This window comes from Bacteroides sp. AM16-13, assembly GCF_003602705.1.
GTDB lineage: Bacteria > Bacteroidota > Bacteroidia > Bacteroidales > Bacteroidaceae > Bacteroides > Bacteroides xylanisolvens.
In genome coordinates, this window is record NZ_QTLK01000024.1 from 53179 (window position 1) to 71481 (window position 18303).

Sequence of the window (18303 nt, forward strand, 5' to 3'; positions counted from 1 at the left end):
TTAATACGCCCAACCGCTTCGTTTAGTCAGGTTCGGGTTCTTTTGCGTTTCAGAGATAGGAGCAGTCCATGGCCACATGTAATCGGTGTAATACCAGTTATACTCTACCAGTTCGCCCCACCAGGATTTGCCGCCATTGATGTCTTTCCCCTGGAATTTGGTTTCTTTGTAGGTTCCCCAACGTACTTCATCGAAAAAGTTGATTCCTTCCAGACAGAATTCCACGCGACGTTCATAACGTATCCTTTCGAGCATGTCTTCCTTTCCGTTCACTGCGCACGGGCCGCTTCCGCCCTCTGTCAGTGCAGGCATGTGGGCGCGGGTACGCACTTTATTCACCAGGCGGATGGCTTCTCCCAACTGATCGGTCTGCGCCAATGCTTCGGCGTACTGCAACAGTACATCGGTATAGCGAATCAACGGCCAGTCGGTATGGCAACGGCTCCGGCTAATCAAACGTCCTTTCTCAAACTCATTGTACTTGCGATAGCAGTAGAAAGCAGAAGTACGTTTATCGAGCCAGAAGTCTCCACCATTCGTGCCCTGTTCCTTCAACGGCCAACGGAGTTGTTTACCGATCTGGTTGGCATCTCCTGCATAATTAGGCTTGTAGCAGTCTACCGGCACATAAGGAGTGACGACGGTCTGTTGCAGACGCGGGTCACGACTGTCATACGCCTTTTTGATGCGGGCTTCATTACCGCTGTTCAGGTAATATTTCTGATAGATATCTTCACCTACCCGTTTGACGAGGGCATTCTTTTGTGAGGACATGGATTCCAGTCCGTCACGGCAGAAGAAGATTTCACGCTGTTTTGGAGTCAGCAAGTCCCAGTCTTGCAAGCCGTCTACTTCCGACCATTTGAAGTCCGATCCGTCTGCGTTCTTATAGTAATCTACAAAGTCTGCGGAAGGTTTTATTTCCGTCCAGCCATCATACGTATCGCGGGCACCGGTCATTTGCTGAATGTTATCACAATAACCGGTTTCTTCGCTGAACTGGAGCGAGAAGATCATTTCTTTATCCTTTTCGTTTTCATATTTGAAGAAGTCGGCATATTCGCCTGTCCACAAGCCATAACCACACGTTTCCACTTCTTTGAAATCGTTGCCTGCTTCCTTGTATTGCTTCTTCCACATATATACCATACCACGCAGGGCATAAGCGGCACCTTTAGAAGGACGGCCGTAGTTTTCATTCAACGTGTTATTGGGGAAGTCGGGATTGTTGATGCAATACGTCAAATCATCCAGAATCACTTGCCATACCTCATCCACCGAAGATTGGCCACGGGTACAGTCTTCGTTATTGATAGGTTCCAGATAAACGGGGACACCCTGATAAAGCATATTCAGACGATTGTACGCCCAGGCACGGAGGAAACGGGCTTCGCATTGGTAACGTGCCAGTTTATTAGCGCTCATATCTGCTTTATGCAGATTGGCAATCGCATCGTTACACGCATGGATGATGGTGTAACAGAACTTCCATTCATACCACACCTGAAAGTCATTGGCAGGCTTGGTAGCCAGCGAAAGCAGTTCCACCGGATAGTTGTTGGAATAATAATCGGTTGCAAAGCTCATAGCTTCGATTCCCTGACGGTTCAGTCCGTCGGCACGGCGAAGCTGGGTGGAGGAGAGTTGGGTGGCATAGAACGGGAAGTAGAGTCCTGCCATTCCCTTGTCGGCAAGCTCCTCCGTGGTCCACATGTTTTCACTTGCAATCTGGTCTTCCGGAGCCACATCGAGAATATCCATGCAGGAGGTAGCCGCCAGCGCCATCGTTAAAATCATTAATATCTTTTTCATATCAGATTCTGTTTTTTTAGTTCTACATCATTAAAAGGTAATCTGTCCGCCAAAAGAGATCTGACGCATCAACGGATAACCGATGGCAGTTCCTATTTCCGGATCGAGTCCCGGATAACTGGTAATCGTCAGGATATTGTCCATCGACACGAAAGCACGGAGTTTATTAACAAAGAACTTGCTGGAAATCCGTTGCGGCAACGTATAGCCGATTTGGATATTCTTCAACTTGAAGTAGTCGCCCTTATATTCGTTCCAGTCGCTCTGGATTCTGTTATTATAGGTAGTACCGTATGTCAGGCGGGGATATTTGCCCCACTGGTTGGTGCGCGGATCGTCCGGGTTGGAAGGATCGAAGAAGTAATGGTTATCGGCGATATGCTCGATAATGCCATATCCGTGGCTGACCAGTGTCGAGTTGTAGTAATCCGTATTCCAGTTGAGGTAATGCCCGAAAGCTCCCGACCATAACATGGAGAAATCAATGTTCTTGTAAGAGAAGGCACAGTTGAAGCCCAGATTGAATTTCGGGACACTGGTGTGTCCGGAGAAATCCCGGTCGTTCGTATCACCGTAGTTCATATCACCGTTGCTGTCGGCATAGAGTATGTCACCATACCAAAGCTGGTCTTTGGCAACCGTCTTCATTCCTCCGAACGAATAACCGGAGTCAATCATGGCCTGCACCCATACCATATCTTCTTTCGTACGTATCATTCCGTCCTTCGGTCCCGCATGGATATCCACCGCACCTCCGGTATAGCCTTCGCCGGAACCTCTGTACACCTTATACATATAGGTTTCTCCCAGTTGGCGGCCTTCGCAGATGTAGCCTCCGAAACCAGATTCAGACACATCACTGAAGTTGTTGACATAGCTCACTTTGTTTCCCTGTGCATCATACGTCCAGTATTTCTGGAGTTCGCCTTTGAACTTCATCACTTTGTTGGCGTTGAAAGAGAAGTTCATACCCACTCGGTATTCGAAATCTTTTCCGATACGGTCGTTCCAGTTGAGGGTAAATTCAACACCACGGTTGCGCACTTCACCCAAATTCTCGGGAGCAGAGCCTACAACACCCATCGAAAGATAGAGTTCGGGATGGTAGAGAATGTCCGAAGTATACTTATTATAATAGTCTATCTCACCCGTCAGGCGGTGGTTGAAGAAGCCGAAATCAAGTCCGATGTCGGTGGTGGCGGTACTTTCCCAATGCAGCTTGTCGTTGCTTAGTTTCTTGCGTACCAATCCTTTGGTTCCTTCACCGTCGATTACAACATTGCCTGTGGCGTAGTTTGCCTGCCAGTCGTAGTTGCCCGTTGAGTTGTTACCTGTCTTTCCCCAGGAAACACGGAGTTTCAGGTTAGAGAGATAGTCCGATGCTCCCTGCATGAACGATTCTTCCGAAATACGCCATCCACCGGAGAACGAGGGGAAATATCCCCAACGCTGGTTCACACCGAAACGGGAGGAGGCATCGGCACGAAGGTTGGCTTCGAAGAGATAACGCCCTTTATATCCGTAGTTGACACGGCCGAAATAAGAGAGCAATCCCCATTTGGCGGGTGCCGAGCTGGAAGAGCTGACGAGCGTCTCGTAAGTGCTTAATTCGTTCAGCGTCCAGTCCGTAGCGCCTTTACGGGAAACGGCAAAGCTCTTGCTGTAATATTCCTGTGCGGAATATCCGAGCAGTGCGCCCAGGTCGTGGTCTTTCTTGATGGTTGTATTGTAGCGTACCAGTATTTCGGCACTCTGACGCCAGGTGCGTGCGCTCGTATTGGTGATGGAAGCGTTCTCCAACGCGCTTTCGCTGACACGCTGGTCGGTGACGTAGTCCCAATAACCATTTTGGCGGCTATAAGAAGACTTGTCGGTGAATGTCGGCGAATAGTTGAATGTACCTTCAATGTTGAGCCCTTTATAGGGAGTGATAATTCCGTAGACTGATGCGTTGAGACGCCAGACGGTATTGAAACCGGTAGCTCCTGCCATCTGACCGAAGATATTATTGGCATTGGAAGATTCTTCGCTGGCCAGCGCGGCACGTCCCCAGTAGTTCGGTTCGCCGGGGTATACACCCGGAGTGGTCTGATAGAGATACTTGAATCCGTTGCTGATATTAGCCATCCCGTAATCTTGCTTTTGTCCGTAGAGACGGGTGCCGACGGTCATCCATTTCACTATCTTGGCTTCCAGGTTGGTACGGAAATTGATTTTCTGCGTACTTGAGTCGAGGTTCCAGCGGTTCATGACTCCCTGATTGTCGAGATAGCCTAAGGAAAGCATGTATTTCACTTTCTCCGAACTGCCGGAGACAGACAGGTTGTGCTCTTGCGAATATCCGGTGTCGAATACTTCGTCGAACCAATCGGTGTTGGGATAAGCCACGTAATTGGGTACTCCGTACTCGTTCAACCCGTTCGGATCGGCAGAAGCAGCCCTCCAGCGGTCGATGCTTTCCTGTGAGAAGATACCTTTGGTATTCACATTGTCGCAAGCCTCGTTCACCAGTCCCATATAACGGGCATAGTCGCTTACGAAAGAGAGGTTATTGTAGGGCATCTGCACGACTCCCGAATAAGAATAGGAGATTTGCGGTTTGCCTTTCCCGTTTTTGGTGGTGATAAGGATGACTCCGTTGGCGGCGCGCGTACCATAAATAGCTGTGGAGGCAGCGTCTTTCAGTACGGAGATGCTTTCGATGTCGTTGGGGTTCACATTGTCCATGCTCCATTCGATACCGTCCACCAGGACCAATGGGGAGTTGGTATTGAACGTACCGTTACCGCGGACGCGGATGGTGGCACCGTCCGAGCCGGGTTGTCCCGAAGCTTGTGTGACGTTCATACCGGCGGCGAGTCCCGAAAGGGCGGAAGAAACACTCATGATGGGTCGTCCTTCCGTCTGGTCGGCAAAGTTGATGGAAGTCACGGAGCCGGTCAGATTCACTTTCTTCTGTACACCGTAGCCCACTACCACTACTTCATCCAATACTTTCGTTTCCACTTTCATCTGTACATCGAGTTTCGTACGCCCGTTCAGGGGAAGCGTGGTGGTCTGATAACCAATGTAACTGAAAGAAACGGAAGGTTTGGCAGAAGTTGTTTTTAAGGTGTAGTGTCCGTTCAGGTCTGTCAGGACACCGTTTGTTGTACCTACTTCGACGACGGAAACACCCGGCAGGGTTTCTCCATTCTCATCGATCACTACTCCATTTACCGTGGCAGATGTTTGTGCCCACACCACATCTGTCAGTAAAAAGAGCGAAGCCAATAAAAATAATAGATAATGCTTCTTTTTCATTTTATTAGATTTAATGAAACAATTAGGTTGTTAAATACTCACCCTGCAAAGAAATGGGATATTTAGCCAATCTAATAATACTGTTTAGGCGATTGATGCCACTAATTAAGAAAATTCGGCGGAGAATGAAAAGGAAAAACAAGCTTTTAAGATTTCGACCAGCTTTTATCAGAAAATGACTAGCTAGTTTTATTCCATATTTAAAAATAGGTTGTATTTTTGCCTGATACCTAATAATTATTCGTCGAATATCTAATAAAAACAGTATGAAAAAACATTTTCTACTTCTTATTTTATCACTTTTATTCCTGCCGATTGCACAAGGCAAAGTAAAACTCCCTGCAATGATGGGAGATCACATGGTACTTCAACAGAACAGCTCCGTTAAGTTATGGGGTTGGGCGGATGGCAAAAAAGTAACTGTCACCACTTCGTGGAACAACCGGACTTATCAGGCATCTACGGATAAAGACGGGGCCTGGCTGGTAAAAGTAGACACTCCCGAAGGAGGATATACTCCTTATTCTATTACGATCAGTGACGGCACTCCGGTCACTCTCTCGGATATACTGATAGGGGAGGTGTGGATCTGCTCCGGACAGTCGAACATGGAAATGCGTATGATGGGAAATGCAGCACAACCCATTGACCACTCACTTGAAACGCTGCTGAACTCGGGAAATTATCGCGACCGTATTCGTTTTATTACCGTACCGAGAACCAATGATACAGAACGCCGCACGGATTTCGAGAAAAGAAAATGGGAAGTATCGTCACCCGAAACGAGCATTGATTGCAGTGCCGCCGCCTATTTCTTTGCCCGCCAACTGACTGAAAGTCTCCATCTCCCGGTAGGACTGGTTATCAACAGTTGGGGAGGTTCGGCGATTGAAGCATGGATGGATGAACCGACATTGAAAACCGTGGAAGGTATGAACATTGAAGCTGCCAAAAATCCTAAAAGAGGGGTGCACCAGCGTTTGGAATGTCTGTACAACTCGATGTTATGGCCTGTTAAGAACTTCACGGCACGCGGTTTCCTTTGGTATCAGGGAGAATCGAATATATCCAACTATCAATTCTATGCTCCGATGATGACTGCTATGGTGCAGCTATGGAGAAATGTATGGGAGGCTCCCGATATGCCTTTCTATTATGTGCAGATTGCTCCTCATAAATATAAGGACAGCCGTGATACAGGGGCCGCTCTATTGCGGGAAGCACAGATGGAAGCACTGAAAACAATTCCTAATTCGGGCATGGTGCCTACTACGGATATTGGTGATGAATTCTGTATCCATCCGCCACAGAAGGATGTAGTAGGGCTTCGGTTGGCTACGCTTGCACTGACTAAAACATACGGTATTCGCCGGTTACCATCCAACGGTCCGACGATGACCAAAGTGGACTATGCGGACAAAAAGGCCATAGTGACATTTGATAATGCACCTGCGGGGTTGTTCCCTACTTTCTCCGAACTGGAAGGATTTGAGATTGCGGGAGCGGACAAGAAGTTCTATCCGGCGAAAGCAAAGATTGTAGGACGTACCAACACAGTAGAAGTGTGGAGTGAAGAGGTAGCCCAACCGATTGCCGTGCGCTATGCTTTCCGTAATTATGTGGGAAATATCACGCTGCGGAATACTTTCGGATTGAGTGCTTTCCCATTCCGCACAGATACGTGGGATGACGTGAAATAAAGGCTTCTACAAAGGGGGTAATTACCCTGTTTACAGGAGCTATAGATCCAATCTGTTGGGTATATATGCCCTGCGTGTTGGGTATATAGATCCAATACGCAGCACATATAGCTCTTGTAAACAAGAAATATATCCCCCATAAAACAGGCTCTCATAGCTTGTGGAGGGGATAACTGCCAACGAAAACTAAACGGTAGCAAACCGGAATGAATAGAACTAAACTGAACGGAACAAAATTAAACTGAAAAACAGAACGGAACAGAATTAAGCTGGACAGAATTGAATTAAACCGAACCTAATAACAAAGAAAGGAAATTATGAAACGATTCATCTTATTCATAGGTATACTGCTTGCATCCGTTTCTCTGGTCTTCGCCAATATCTACAAGAAATATGACGTTAGATCGGGGTTATCGGGCAATTGTGTCCGGAGCATCCTTCAGGATAGCATCGGATATATGTGGTTTGCAACGCAGGACGGGCTGAATCGTTTCAACGGCATCGAGTTCACCAACTACGGACATTCGTCAGAAAACGGCGGAAACAGCTATATGAATATAGTAACGATCTGCCGCCATCAGGATAACAATCAGATTTGGGTGGCCAGTACGGAGAAGCTGTATTTATTCGATTCGTGGGAAGAGAAGTTCTCCGTATTCGATAAACAGACGGAAGACGGGGCATCAGTCAACAGCGTCTTCGGAATGGCATACGACAATGACGGGCAGTTATGGATCGGAACAACCAACGGGCTGTTTGTCTACAACGAGAAAAAAGGTACGTTGAGGCAATATCTGCATTCTCTTTCCGATCCTCATTCACTGCCGGATAATCACATATGGGTGATTTATAACGACTCGTTCGGGACTATCTGGATAGGTACCCGGAATGGGCTGGCGAAATACAACCAACGTACGGACAACTTCACAGGATATATATCCGAGGGCACTTCTTTCGGACGTCCTGCCTGCAACGAGATTATCTCTTTGATGGAAAGTTCGCAGGGAGTATTATGGGCGGGTACATGGTACGGGGGACTGGCACGTTTCAATAAAGAGACAGGGCAATTCCGCTATTACTTCGGAGAAGGGGACACGCTTACCATTCCGCGCATCCGCACCTTGTTTCAACGGACAGCCAACTCTTTCTATCTCGGCTCCGACGACGGACTTTATACATTCAACACCACGACAGGAGAATGTCTGCCTACCGACGACGAACAAAATAAAGAAAGTATCTATGCCTGTTATCAGGATAGGGAAGGGGGAATCTGGATCGGGACTTATTTCAGTGGAGTGAGTTACCTGTCTCCCAAGCATAAGGATATCGAGTGGTATTATCCCAATGGTACGGAAAATTCTCTTTCGGGAAATGTAATCAGCCAATTCTGCGAAGATCCCGACGGTAACATCTGGATTGCTACCGAAGACGGGGGACTGAATCTCTTTGATCCCCGCACGAAAAAGTTCAAAAACCATCTGTTGAGAAGCAGTAACCCTAACATCGGTTATCACAATATCCATGCACTACTATACAATGAAGGAAAATTGTGGATTGGCAGTTTCTCACGGGGATTATATATCCTGGATACTCAAACGGGAAAAATGAAAAACTATCGCCATAACCGCGCAAACCCACATTCAATTCCTAACGACCATATCTACTCCATCTATCAAACGAAGGATGGCAGCATTTATCTGGGAACGCTTTCCGGATTCTGCCGGTATGACCCGGAAAGTGACTCTTTCCGGACATTGGAACCTTTAAGCCATATCTTTATCTACGATATGGTTGAAGACCAACATGGGGACATGTGGCTGGCAAGCAAAAGGGACGGCATTTGGCGTTACAACCGCCAAACCGGTAAATTGCACAACTATCGCAACGACCCAGTAAATCCTGATTCTCCTTGCAGTAACTGGGTAATCCGTGTGTATATCGATCATAAACAGCATCTATGGTTCTGTACTGAAGGTGGTGGCATCTGCCGTTATCATTATCAGGAGGACCGTTTTGAAAACTTCTCTACCAAAGAGAATCTGCCGAACAATATCATCTATGGCATACTGGACGATCAATCGGGTAACTATTGGCTTTCTTCCAACAGGGGACTGATCCGGTATGAGCCGCAAAACAAACGGGCACAGCTCTATACCATCGAGGATGGGTTGCAAAGTAACCAGTTCAATTTCCGTTCTTCCCTGCAAGCCAGTGACGGGAAATTCTATTTCGGTGGGGTGAACGGGTTTAATTGTTTTTATCCGTTCAAATTATCTATTAATAAGGTAAGACCTACAGCGTCTATCTCGGCGGTATATATGCACAGCCCCGACGACAAAGTAAGCCTTAGCAAGCGTATACCTGCTCTTAGCGGACAGGTAACTGTTCCTTATCAGGTGGTGTCGTTCGACATCACGTTCGAAAGTCTTAGTTATGTGGCTCCCAGCAAGAATTTATATGCCTACAAACTGGACGGTATTCACAAAGAATGGATATACACGGATAAACATAACGTATCTTTTCTCAACCTGCCTCCGGGTGAATATACTTTCCGTGTGAAAGCCAGTAACAACGATGAATATTGGAGCAATGACGACTGTTGCCTGCATATTGAAATTCTTCCTCCACCCTGGAAAACGATCTACGCCAAGATTTTCTATTTACTAATTGCATGTGGCTTCACTTATTTTCTGGTAAGGCTTTATCTGCGTAAGCAACAGGCCGTGAAAATAAGAAAGATGAAAGAGATGGAACAAATCAAGAATCAGGAGTTGTTCCAGTCGAAAATTACATTCTTCACCCAAGTGGCACATGAAATCAAGACTCCGGTAAGTCTTATCAAAGCTCCGCTGGAAGCTATTTTGGAAACACATGAATGGAACAGTGAAGTAGAAAGCAACCTATCTGTGATACGGAAGAACACCAACCGGCTGATGGAGCTTATCAAGCAATTGCTCGACTTCCGTAAAGTGGACAAGGAAGGTTATACGCTTTCATTCAATCAGGTAGACATCAACCGAATGATTGAGGACATCATCGACCGTTTCCGTGCCATCTCCCTGACCGGAATATCTTTCAGTGTCTCGCTGCCGAAAGAACATCTGCAATATAATGTAGACCAGGAGGCGCTGACTAAAATTGTCAGCAACCTGTTGACGAATGCCATGAAGTATGCCCGCACCCGCATTATGGTCATTATGGACGAACACCTGTCTTCCGAAGGGCGCACGCTCTCTCTTTGTGTGCGTGACGACGGTCCGGGCATCCCACAGGAGGAATGTAGCAAGGTTTTCGAACCGTTTTATCAGGTAGGGAATACAGGAAATAACGGATCGGGAGTAGGAATCGGATTGAGTCTCGTCAAATTGTTGGTGGAGAAGCATAAGGGAAAGGTTTATATCAATCCCAGCTATGCGGAAGGGTGCGAGGTATGTGTAGAAATTCCGTATTTGGAGAAAAGCGTCTCTGTCAGCCCTTCCATTACTTCCATGCCCGACAAGGTTCCCGCTTTGGAAGAAGAAGGCGAACCCGCCGGTTACTCTCTTCTGGTAGTGGAAGACACGACGGATATGCTGGAGTTTTTGGCTAAGAATCTGGGAAATACCTACACCATCCATACAGCCGCCAATGGCAAGGAAGCCTTGGAATGTCTGGAGACAACGACAGTAGATCTTATTATCAGTGACATCGTCATGCCTCACATGGACGGATTCGAATTATTAAAGTCCATCCGTTCCGACAATATGCTTTGCCATATCCCGTTTATCCTGCTTTCGGCACTCGACAGCATCGATTCAAAAATTGCGGGTCTTGACTATGGCGCGGACGCTTATATAGAAAAGCCTTTCTCGCTAAGCCACATGAAAGCCACCATCAATAATCTGCTGGAAAACAGGCGCATGCTGTTCAACCACTTTACAACTGTTCCGAATATGTCATACGACCAGACATTAATGAACAAAACAGACGTGAAATGGCTGAACACGATCAATGAAATCATTACCCGCAATTTCACCAATGAAGAATTTACCATCGATAAGATGGCAGAGGAGATGGCTATCAGCCGTTCCAACTTACAGCGCAAATTGAAAGGACTGACCGGAATGCCGCCCAATGATTATATCCGGTTGATACGACTCAAAACAGCCGGAGAACTTCTGCGTGAAGGAGAATACCGAATCAATGAGGTTTGTTTCATTGTAGGATTCAATAATCCTTCGTACTTTGCCCGTTGCTTTCAAAAGCAGTTCGGGATATTGCCGAAAGATTATGTGAAAGGTGGTGACATAACCCATTCCCAAAAGGGAACAACTTCAATATCCCCATAAGTTTCCTTCTGGTTGTAAGTAAGCAGGGTCTTCTTTTCGAGCATCACATTTTCCAGTTCGAATCCGTACAGTTCACGTTTCAGGTTCATGTCATTCAGTTCATAGCAAACCTGAAAGCCATAAGCTTTCCCGTTTTTATATGCCAAAAAATCACATTCCGTCTTACTATTGTCGAATGAAATATTCATATACCCTTTATTTCTCAGCTCATTATAAACAAGATTCTCCAAGGCACTACCACTTTGCGGAGAATAACGAAAGACATTGGCTGAAACCAAGCCATTGTCAATGAAATAACACTTATGCTGGGAACGGGAAGTCTCTTTCAAAGAATAAGAAAAGTTACGTACATCGACGCAAATATAACTGTCACACAAAAAGTTGAGATAGGACGCAACTGTATTTTCATTGCTTTTCAGTGCCTTACCCACAGCCGGTATAGAAAAACGGCTCCCCATATTCTGCATCAAGTAACTGACCAGACGAAAGAACAAATGGGTGTCACGTATGCCACTATAAACGATGCAATCCTTCTGCACAATGGATTCGAAATAGCTTTTTAATAATTCCTGTTTGATGTCCTCATCAGCATCACCCAATACGATTTCAGGAAAACAACCTGTAGAAAGGACATTGTCCATGATACGCAGAACTTTCGGTGTTTGGGTATAACAATCAAGCAAAGTCGTTATTCCTTGCGAACGAAAAACTTCCCGAACAGAAAACGGACGCACTTCATTCTCGAAATAACGACCGGACAACAAGGCGGAAAAACGGTTCTGTAACAATTGCGAGTTAGACCCCGTAATATATATCTTTTCAAATATCTCAGTGTCATAAGCACTCTTTATGAATATCTCCCAATCACATAAATGTTGTACTTCATCCAAAAACAGGTATTTCACTTTCTCTCCCGTCAGACGTTCTGCATTTTCAATCACGCCGAATAATTTGGAGGAATCATCCCAAAATGGAATGAACTGCGGATCATCCAAATTAAGTACAAGAATCGACTTACCGCTCACTCCTGATTGCAACAGGTCATTAATTAATAGTTTGAAGACAGTAGATTTGCCACAACGACGTACACCGGTCAGTATCTGAACATGACGCATCGTTTTCTTTTTCAAAAGATTGTCCATGATGTCTCTCGGACACAAGTGATCAAACATTTTGCCATTCCATTGGGCATTCTGGCGTATCAGGGTCTTTTCCATACCAAAATCAGTTTTTTAATAACCTTCAATTCATGCAAATATAAGAACTTTATTTTGTTTACCTAATTATGTTTCCTGTAAATAGCCATTTTACCGAAACATAGTTAGGTAAACAAGCCCTTTAATCTGAAAGGAGTGTTCTTTATAAAGAACGTTTTGCAGATAACACTTGGCGTAAATACCGAATCAATGAGGTTTGTTTCATTGTAGGATTCAATAATCCTTCGTACTTTGCCCGTTGCTTTCAAAAGCAGTTCGGGATATTGCCGAAAGATTATGTGAAGAAAGGAAACATTATCAGGGAAGTACACATTCTCAAGCATTCTCACTGCGATGAGAAAAAATACTCATTATAATGAGAAAAAACTCTCACTGCAATGAGAACTTTTTCTCATCAAAGTGAGAATATACCCTTGTCAGAATAGGCTGAAACAGCTCATGAAGCCAATAAAAGGGCGAGCAATAGAATAGGAAGTATAAAACTTCTGAATTCTATAGGTTCGCCCTCTTATATTAATTTTCTTACGTATTATCAAGAAGAAATATATCCCTGTTTAAATTATATTTTAATAAGAAGCTGTTGCCGGAATACCTTCCTTTTCCAATAAAGCCACAATACGGTCTAACTCTTCATGCGTAGCCTTTTGCAAATCGTGGTCGGGAGTCTCCCGGTCAATCGTATATATCATCACTTGACGGGGAGCGATTTCTTTCACTGCTTCTATCCAGGGGAGCACATACTTGTCGGATGTATTATCCATGTCTTTTCCCTGATAACCTCCTTTCAGGAACATCGTCTGTACGATGCAGTTTCCTTTGAACTCTTTCATTCTTTCGATGATCTTCTTAACAGAATATTTTCCGTTAGGACGGTCCAACAGATGAATATATTCTTCATCCACTGTATCCAGTTTCAGGATATTATTATCTATCTTGTTCAGTGCTTCGAATACGGCAGGGCGATCAATAAATGTAGAGTTACTCAATACGCTTACTTTCGCTTTTGGGAAATACCTGTCGCGAAGCGCAAGTGTATCTTCTATGATTTCCGGGAAATGGGGATGCGCAGTCGGTTCACCATTTCCGGCAAATGTCAGTACATCGGGAGCAGGGCCGTTTGCCTGCATGTCTTTTAGTTTCTCTTCGAGAGCCGTGCGGACTTCTTCACGGGTAGGAAGAAGTTTCTTCGTACGATGTTCGGCATTGAAACCACACTCACAATAAATGCAGTCGAATGAACAAACCTTACCGTCGTCCGGCAATAAATTGATTCCCAATGAAACGCCTAAACGGCGGGAATGAATAGGGCCGAAGATGGGTGAAGGAAAAATAATAGTCATCTTATTCTAATTATTTATTCATAAATCATAGCAAAGATAACCCAAAACTTATAGGTTATTCTATCTGTACGACCATTTTTTCATCATCCCAAACAAATTATTACTCTAACGCCACTCAAGAAACCACACGGAAATATTGATCCATTCTTCTCAAAAGCAGAATATACATATCACGTACTTCCTTTTGGGAATGTATCGTGCTAAGCTCCTCCAGTCTATCGTGCAGACTATGCAATTCGTTCGTTAAACGTTTCTTTATACTATTATGTTCAGTAGCTTCCTGCATAATATCCAGCCACGCTTCCAAACATATCAGCTGAATATCCATCTGTTCATAACTAACGGCAGACTGCGGATCAAAACCATTAAACAATCCTTTATAAAGATCCCGGAAAAAATCAATATCGTCATACCCCTTCCGGTCACTCTGCAACGCCTGCAATCGAAGAGCTGAAATTGTCTTTACACTCAACAATTGTTTGAACAACTTCGCCAGTTCCGGATACAGAAGATTGTTTCTTGTTTCCAACAAATTCTCTTTTACATAGGTACATTCCATCTTTTTAACAGAATGAAATAAATAGTTGTCCAAATCAAGCATTGCCTGACGCTGCGCATCTGCCGGTTGAGAACTACCCACCACCTTTGCCATTTCCATCAGATAACTCCCATACAGACGAATAGCCTTTCTGTATATATCAGTGAGCGAACTCCCTTTATCGTATTTCTTCCCCTTATACACAATCTTGTCCAACCGACTCACTACAGTCTGTAAATCCGATATTTTGACCGTATAATCTTCTGGAAATGAAGAATCAGAATTCTCCTTCCCTGATGGTTGGAATAAACGAATGTGATCTGGTAAATTATGATCTATCCATTGGCGGAGCTTCTCCCGTTCATCATAACAATTTTGGTCTCCTTTGAAAGGATGATAACCAAAATAAATAGTCCGGCAATCATCATCTCCAACTTTTAAAGTCTTTCCACACGAACTTTTCGATAAACTTCTGCGCAAACCTAAAAGATATCCAATTTCTTCCGTTATTTCATTTTGCAACAATTCTTTTTCCACTTCTTTAGAATAACGGTCAGCCAGAATACGCGAATCCGAGGCACCGCAACTTAACAGATAGTCGTCTAATTTTCCTTTTAGGAATCCATGTCCGATATTCAGACGACATGAAAGTATTTCTCCGGTACGAGGATGACAGATAAAGTCACTTTTGATCCCCGGTATTCTTAAATCATAAGATATAAAAGCACGTTGTTCCGCCGGAATTATCTTTCGGTCTGCATACCTTACTTGTAAAGCATCATGAATACCTGCTTTATGGAAGGCGGTATTCCATGCTTCCACTCCTTCCTTTACTGCCTGGAAATATTCCTTCGGAAAAAGGGTATCTACATAGAAAGTAAGCGGTTGTGACATATCCCAACGAAGAATCAATGAATCTTCTACCATACAATAAGGATTTTGCGAGTAATCTTTGAAACTCAATGTCCGGTAGGGTATTCTGTAATCTGCCAGGCGGATCTGATCTTTTTTCAGAGGTAGCAAGCGTACTGCACAAGTGACTTCCAAAGGCATACTACCTTCAGGCAATAGAACGGCAGAACTGGACAGCATATATCTTTCTGCTTCAACTCCATGATAGCGCCTGACCGTAAACGACACACCTTCCTTAAAAGGATGTATTTTCATTATTTCCGACAGTTCCGGAACCAAGGAACGAATAAAACTATCATTATAGCTGAACCAGTCATCGCCAGTCATCAGATACTCTGTTATCCGAATAATAGCTCCCTGCTCTTTTGAATAGGCCACCACTGGATAACTTTTACCGGCAGGTTGCATATTTGACAACGAGAAAGATTGCTGATATGTGCTTTTTTCATCTAAAATACGCTCTGTATAAAACGGTTTTTGAAAGCAAATTGTAGCTTTATCCAGAGATATAATACGCACTACTCCCAGTCCGTCAACCGGACGATTCAACAAATCAAACCCTCGGTCTATCTGTCCACTGACTTCAATTTCCCGCCCGATATATTTTTCGGGTATTTCCAAATAGATTTCTTTTTCCGCTACATACACAGGAAACACACCGTCGATCTTATCCATCCCGGCAACAAAAAACTCGTCAAATGACTTGACGGAATCCTGTGCCTGAAGCAAAGCTGTGACACACAACAATATACCAATCACATATCTTCTTCTCTTCATGAATTTCTTTATTTACTTTTCATCATTAAAACAAAATACTATCTACAAGAAACATTGCCCGTTTTTTGGTAACCGGATCCGTAATCTTATGGCTATAATCAAGACTTTCCTCCTTTATTCTATTCAAAGCCTGCATAATGGAAACCAATAATCTCGACGAAGTTATCTTTTCTGATCTATCCAACAATTTAACAAGTTTACTCACATAAAGCAGCTGCACTTTATACTTGGCGTCACTTACAGGAATATTGTCAGCCCATTCGGTAAATAATTCTTTATGTATGCTTTCCAAAAACTCATCTACAGACAACATATCCTCACAAACATTCTCCGTTCTTTCCACTTCCCGGAGGGAACGAATCATTTCCGACATCAGCTCTTCATAAAAGCGATCGAACTCCCGACTACCATTTATTTCTAATTTAGCGGTAAGTTTTTCATCAAACATCCACACAGGCGGTTGTAATATATAAGCCTGTATAAAGCTCATAACCTTCTTATTGTAATCGGCTTTTTCAGGTATGTAAATATTCTCATCATCCGGCTCAGCAAGACGTTTCCCGCCCAAATGAGACAAAACGTGCTGTACCCACTGTTTATAATGCTCCAATACCGCTTCATAACGCCCCTGTAATACACGCAAAGACGTTTTATCCGTCACATTCCAGACATCCGGATGTTCACACAAATATTTCAAGTTCTCTATTCCCTGTGTATTAACCATAACATGGTCATTACCCAAATCTTCTGCCTGAGCCCTTACATCCATTCTGCCCGAAAAATGTAACGAGGGATCTTTCTGTTTTTCCTGATTCCAAAGGCTCCTGTTCTTTTCTCTTTCAGAAGCATCTTTACCCGGAAATATACGGTAGCCCCATTCAATAGCCCACTTATCATATTCGCCGACACGTACCCGCCTGTTTCTCAAATCAACTTTATCTTGAGGACGCAAAGCATAATTACACCGCACATAATCCATTATGGAACTACCAATACTATATTGACTTAAAAAGTCATTATCACGTAATTGATCGATGGAGTAATGAGAACTACCCAGAAAGTTATGTTCCAACCCTAATGTATGACCCACTTCATGTGTCAATACTTGTTTTATCTGTTCGTATTGCAAAGAGTCCGGCAACTCTATATTCCATGCCTGCGGATCATTCGCTCCACATTGAGCAAAATACCATTTCTGTTCCAAATTCAAGACACTGCAAAAAATACCGATGTGGCAAGCTATAATCTCACCGGACCGGGGTTCGCATGGAGTCGGTCCATAAGCGTTATTTTGCCCTGATATCTTCCATGAAATGAACGGATAACTACTATCATAAATACTAAAATCAGGATCTTCCTCAACGGTAGGAGCCAGCCGCGCATCAATGGCGTTCTTAAACCCGGCTTTTTCAAAAGCCGGACGCCAGTCACGTACCGCTTCAATAATACAGTTGATGTACTTTTCCGGTGTATTACGATCTATATAAAAAACAATAGGTTGTATGGGTTCTACTAGTTCCCCTCTCATATATCTTTCTTCATCTTCCACCCTTATTTCCAGCCGCCATCGTTTGACAACAGATTTCTGAATAGCAGGCTGATCCCCTTGAAAACAATCCTTGCTGATCGTAAAATAAGTTCCGGTATTTGCAGTTACTGCCTCCAACGGTCTTTTTGATAGTAATTTTATGCAGATACCTGTATCCCAGTCTCCAATATAAGGAGGTGCAACAGGCTTACCCGGTATTCCCATTGATGAACTTTGATAAGTTCGTGACGCATGTATCAACAAACGATTATCATATCCCTTGATTTCCTTGATACAGTCTTTTTCGCTTAGATGTGTACCTATCAACAAATCAAAAGACACAATGCCGAGAGTGAACAGAGGAAAATCTTTTAATACTTCACCAATCTCTATCAGGCTACTTCCCTGATTCCTTGCTTTAATCGGTAATATCTTATAAAGCCTTTCATTCCCACGTTGGGCAGCGATTTTTGCATACGTTCCTTCAGGATTTTCTATCACCCTTTCATATTGTGGATCCATCATCCACAACTCGTCACCCTGTTTACGGAAACTGAAAAATACCGGACCTATCATGTCACCCGCATATCCGAATTTCTTTTCCATATCCCGGTCCGGACGGGCAGGAGCTGTCAGGATAGTTGTCGTTACGGCAAACTCACGTCCAATCAATGAATCCGGGATTTCCCAATAGATATGTTTATCACTTCGATAGGTAGTAAACATACCGGGAATAACTTCCACAGGGGCTCTCCCCTTTAAGAAAGTAGCAATACTTGGCTGTTGCCCGTACAAAAAAGTACAGACAACAGCAAGAAATATTGCACTGATAATTCCTTTTAGCATAA

At 44.1% G+C, this 18303-nt stretch carries 8 protein-coding genes and 1 pseudogene; 3 read left to right on the top strand and 6 right to left on the bottom strand.

The genetic code is table 11. The features are described 5' to 3' along the window. Both DW173_RS18125 and DW173_RS18130 read right to left on the bottom strand, forming a co-directional pair. Positions 1–1812 (bottom strand): RagB/SusD family nutrient uptake outer membrane protein, encoded by a 1812-nt coding sequence (locus DW173_RS18125; RefSeq protein ID WP_117809326.1) that lies wholly within the window; start codon positions 1810–1812, stop codon positions 1–3. Positions 1813–1842: 30 nt separating this feature from the next. After that, positions 1843–5115, bottom strand: a complete 3273-nt coding sequence (locus DW173_RS18130) for a SusC/RagA family TonB-linked outer membrane protein (protein ID WP_120144922.1) — start codon at positions 5113–5115, stop codon at positions 1843–1845. A gap of 266 nt (positions 5116–5381) precedes the next feature. Here DW173_RS18130 and DW173_RS18135 point away from each other — a divergent pair, with 266 nt between their 5' ends. Then, on the top strand, positions 5382–6815 hold the full coding sequence (locus DW173_RS18135; RefSeq protein WP_009040673.1) for a sialate O-acetylesterase: 1434 nt from the start codon (positions 5382–5384) through the stop codon (positions 6813–6815). Positions 6816–7132: 317 nt separating this feature from the next. Continuing rightward, complete coding sequence (locus tag DW173_RS18140) at positions 7133–11143, top strand: hybrid sensor histidine kinase/response regulator transcription factor (RefSeq protein WP_120144923.1); 4011 nt, start codon at positions 7133–7135, stop codon at positions 11141–11143. Here DW173_RS18140 and DW173_RS18145 read toward each other — a convergent pair. Further along, positions 11083–12360 (bottom strand): ATP-binding protein, encoded by a 1278-nt coding sequence (locus DW173_RS18145; RefSeq protein ID WP_008641466.1) that lies wholly within the window; start codon positions 12358–12360, stop codon positions 11083–11085. The two genes, DW173_RS18140 and DW173_RS18145, sit on opposite strands and share 61 nt — an antisense overlap. A gap of 176 nt (positions 12361–12536) precedes the next feature. On the opposite strand from DW173_RS18145, the pseudogene DW173_RS24425 reads away from it, so the two are divergent. After that, a pseudogene (locus tag DW173_RS24425) lies at positions 12537–12716 on the top strand (helix-turn-helix domain-containing protein); the annotation flags it as partial. A 210-nt stretch (positions 12717–12926) separates the two neighbouring features. Here DW173_RS24425 and DW173_RS18155 read toward each other — a convergent pair. The 3 genes from DW173_RS18155 to DW173_RS18165 all read right to left on the bottom strand — a co-directional run bounded on the left by DW173_RS18155 (position 12927) and on the right by DW173_RS18165 (position 18301). Beyond that, positions 12927–13700: a radical SAM protein gene (locus DW173_RS18155; protein ID WP_004322640.1), complete on the bottom strand. Its 774-nt coding sequence runs from the start codon at positions 13698–13700 to the stop codon at positions 12927–12929. 115 nt (positions 13701–13815) lie between these two features. After that, a complete protein-coding gene (locus DW173_RS18160; protein ID WP_120144924.1) occupies positions 13816–15927 on the bottom strand; it encodes a DUF5117 domain-containing protein in 2112 nt (703 codons plus the stop codon). 25 nt (positions 15928–15952) lie between these two features. Continuing rightward, positions 15953–18301: a zinc-dependent metalloprotease gene (locus tag DW173_RS18165; RefSeq protein ID WP_120144925.1), complete on the bottom strand. Its 2349-nt coding sequence runs from the start codon at positions 18299–18301 to the stop codon at positions 15953–15955. Positions 18302–18303 lie beyond the last annotated feature (2 nt).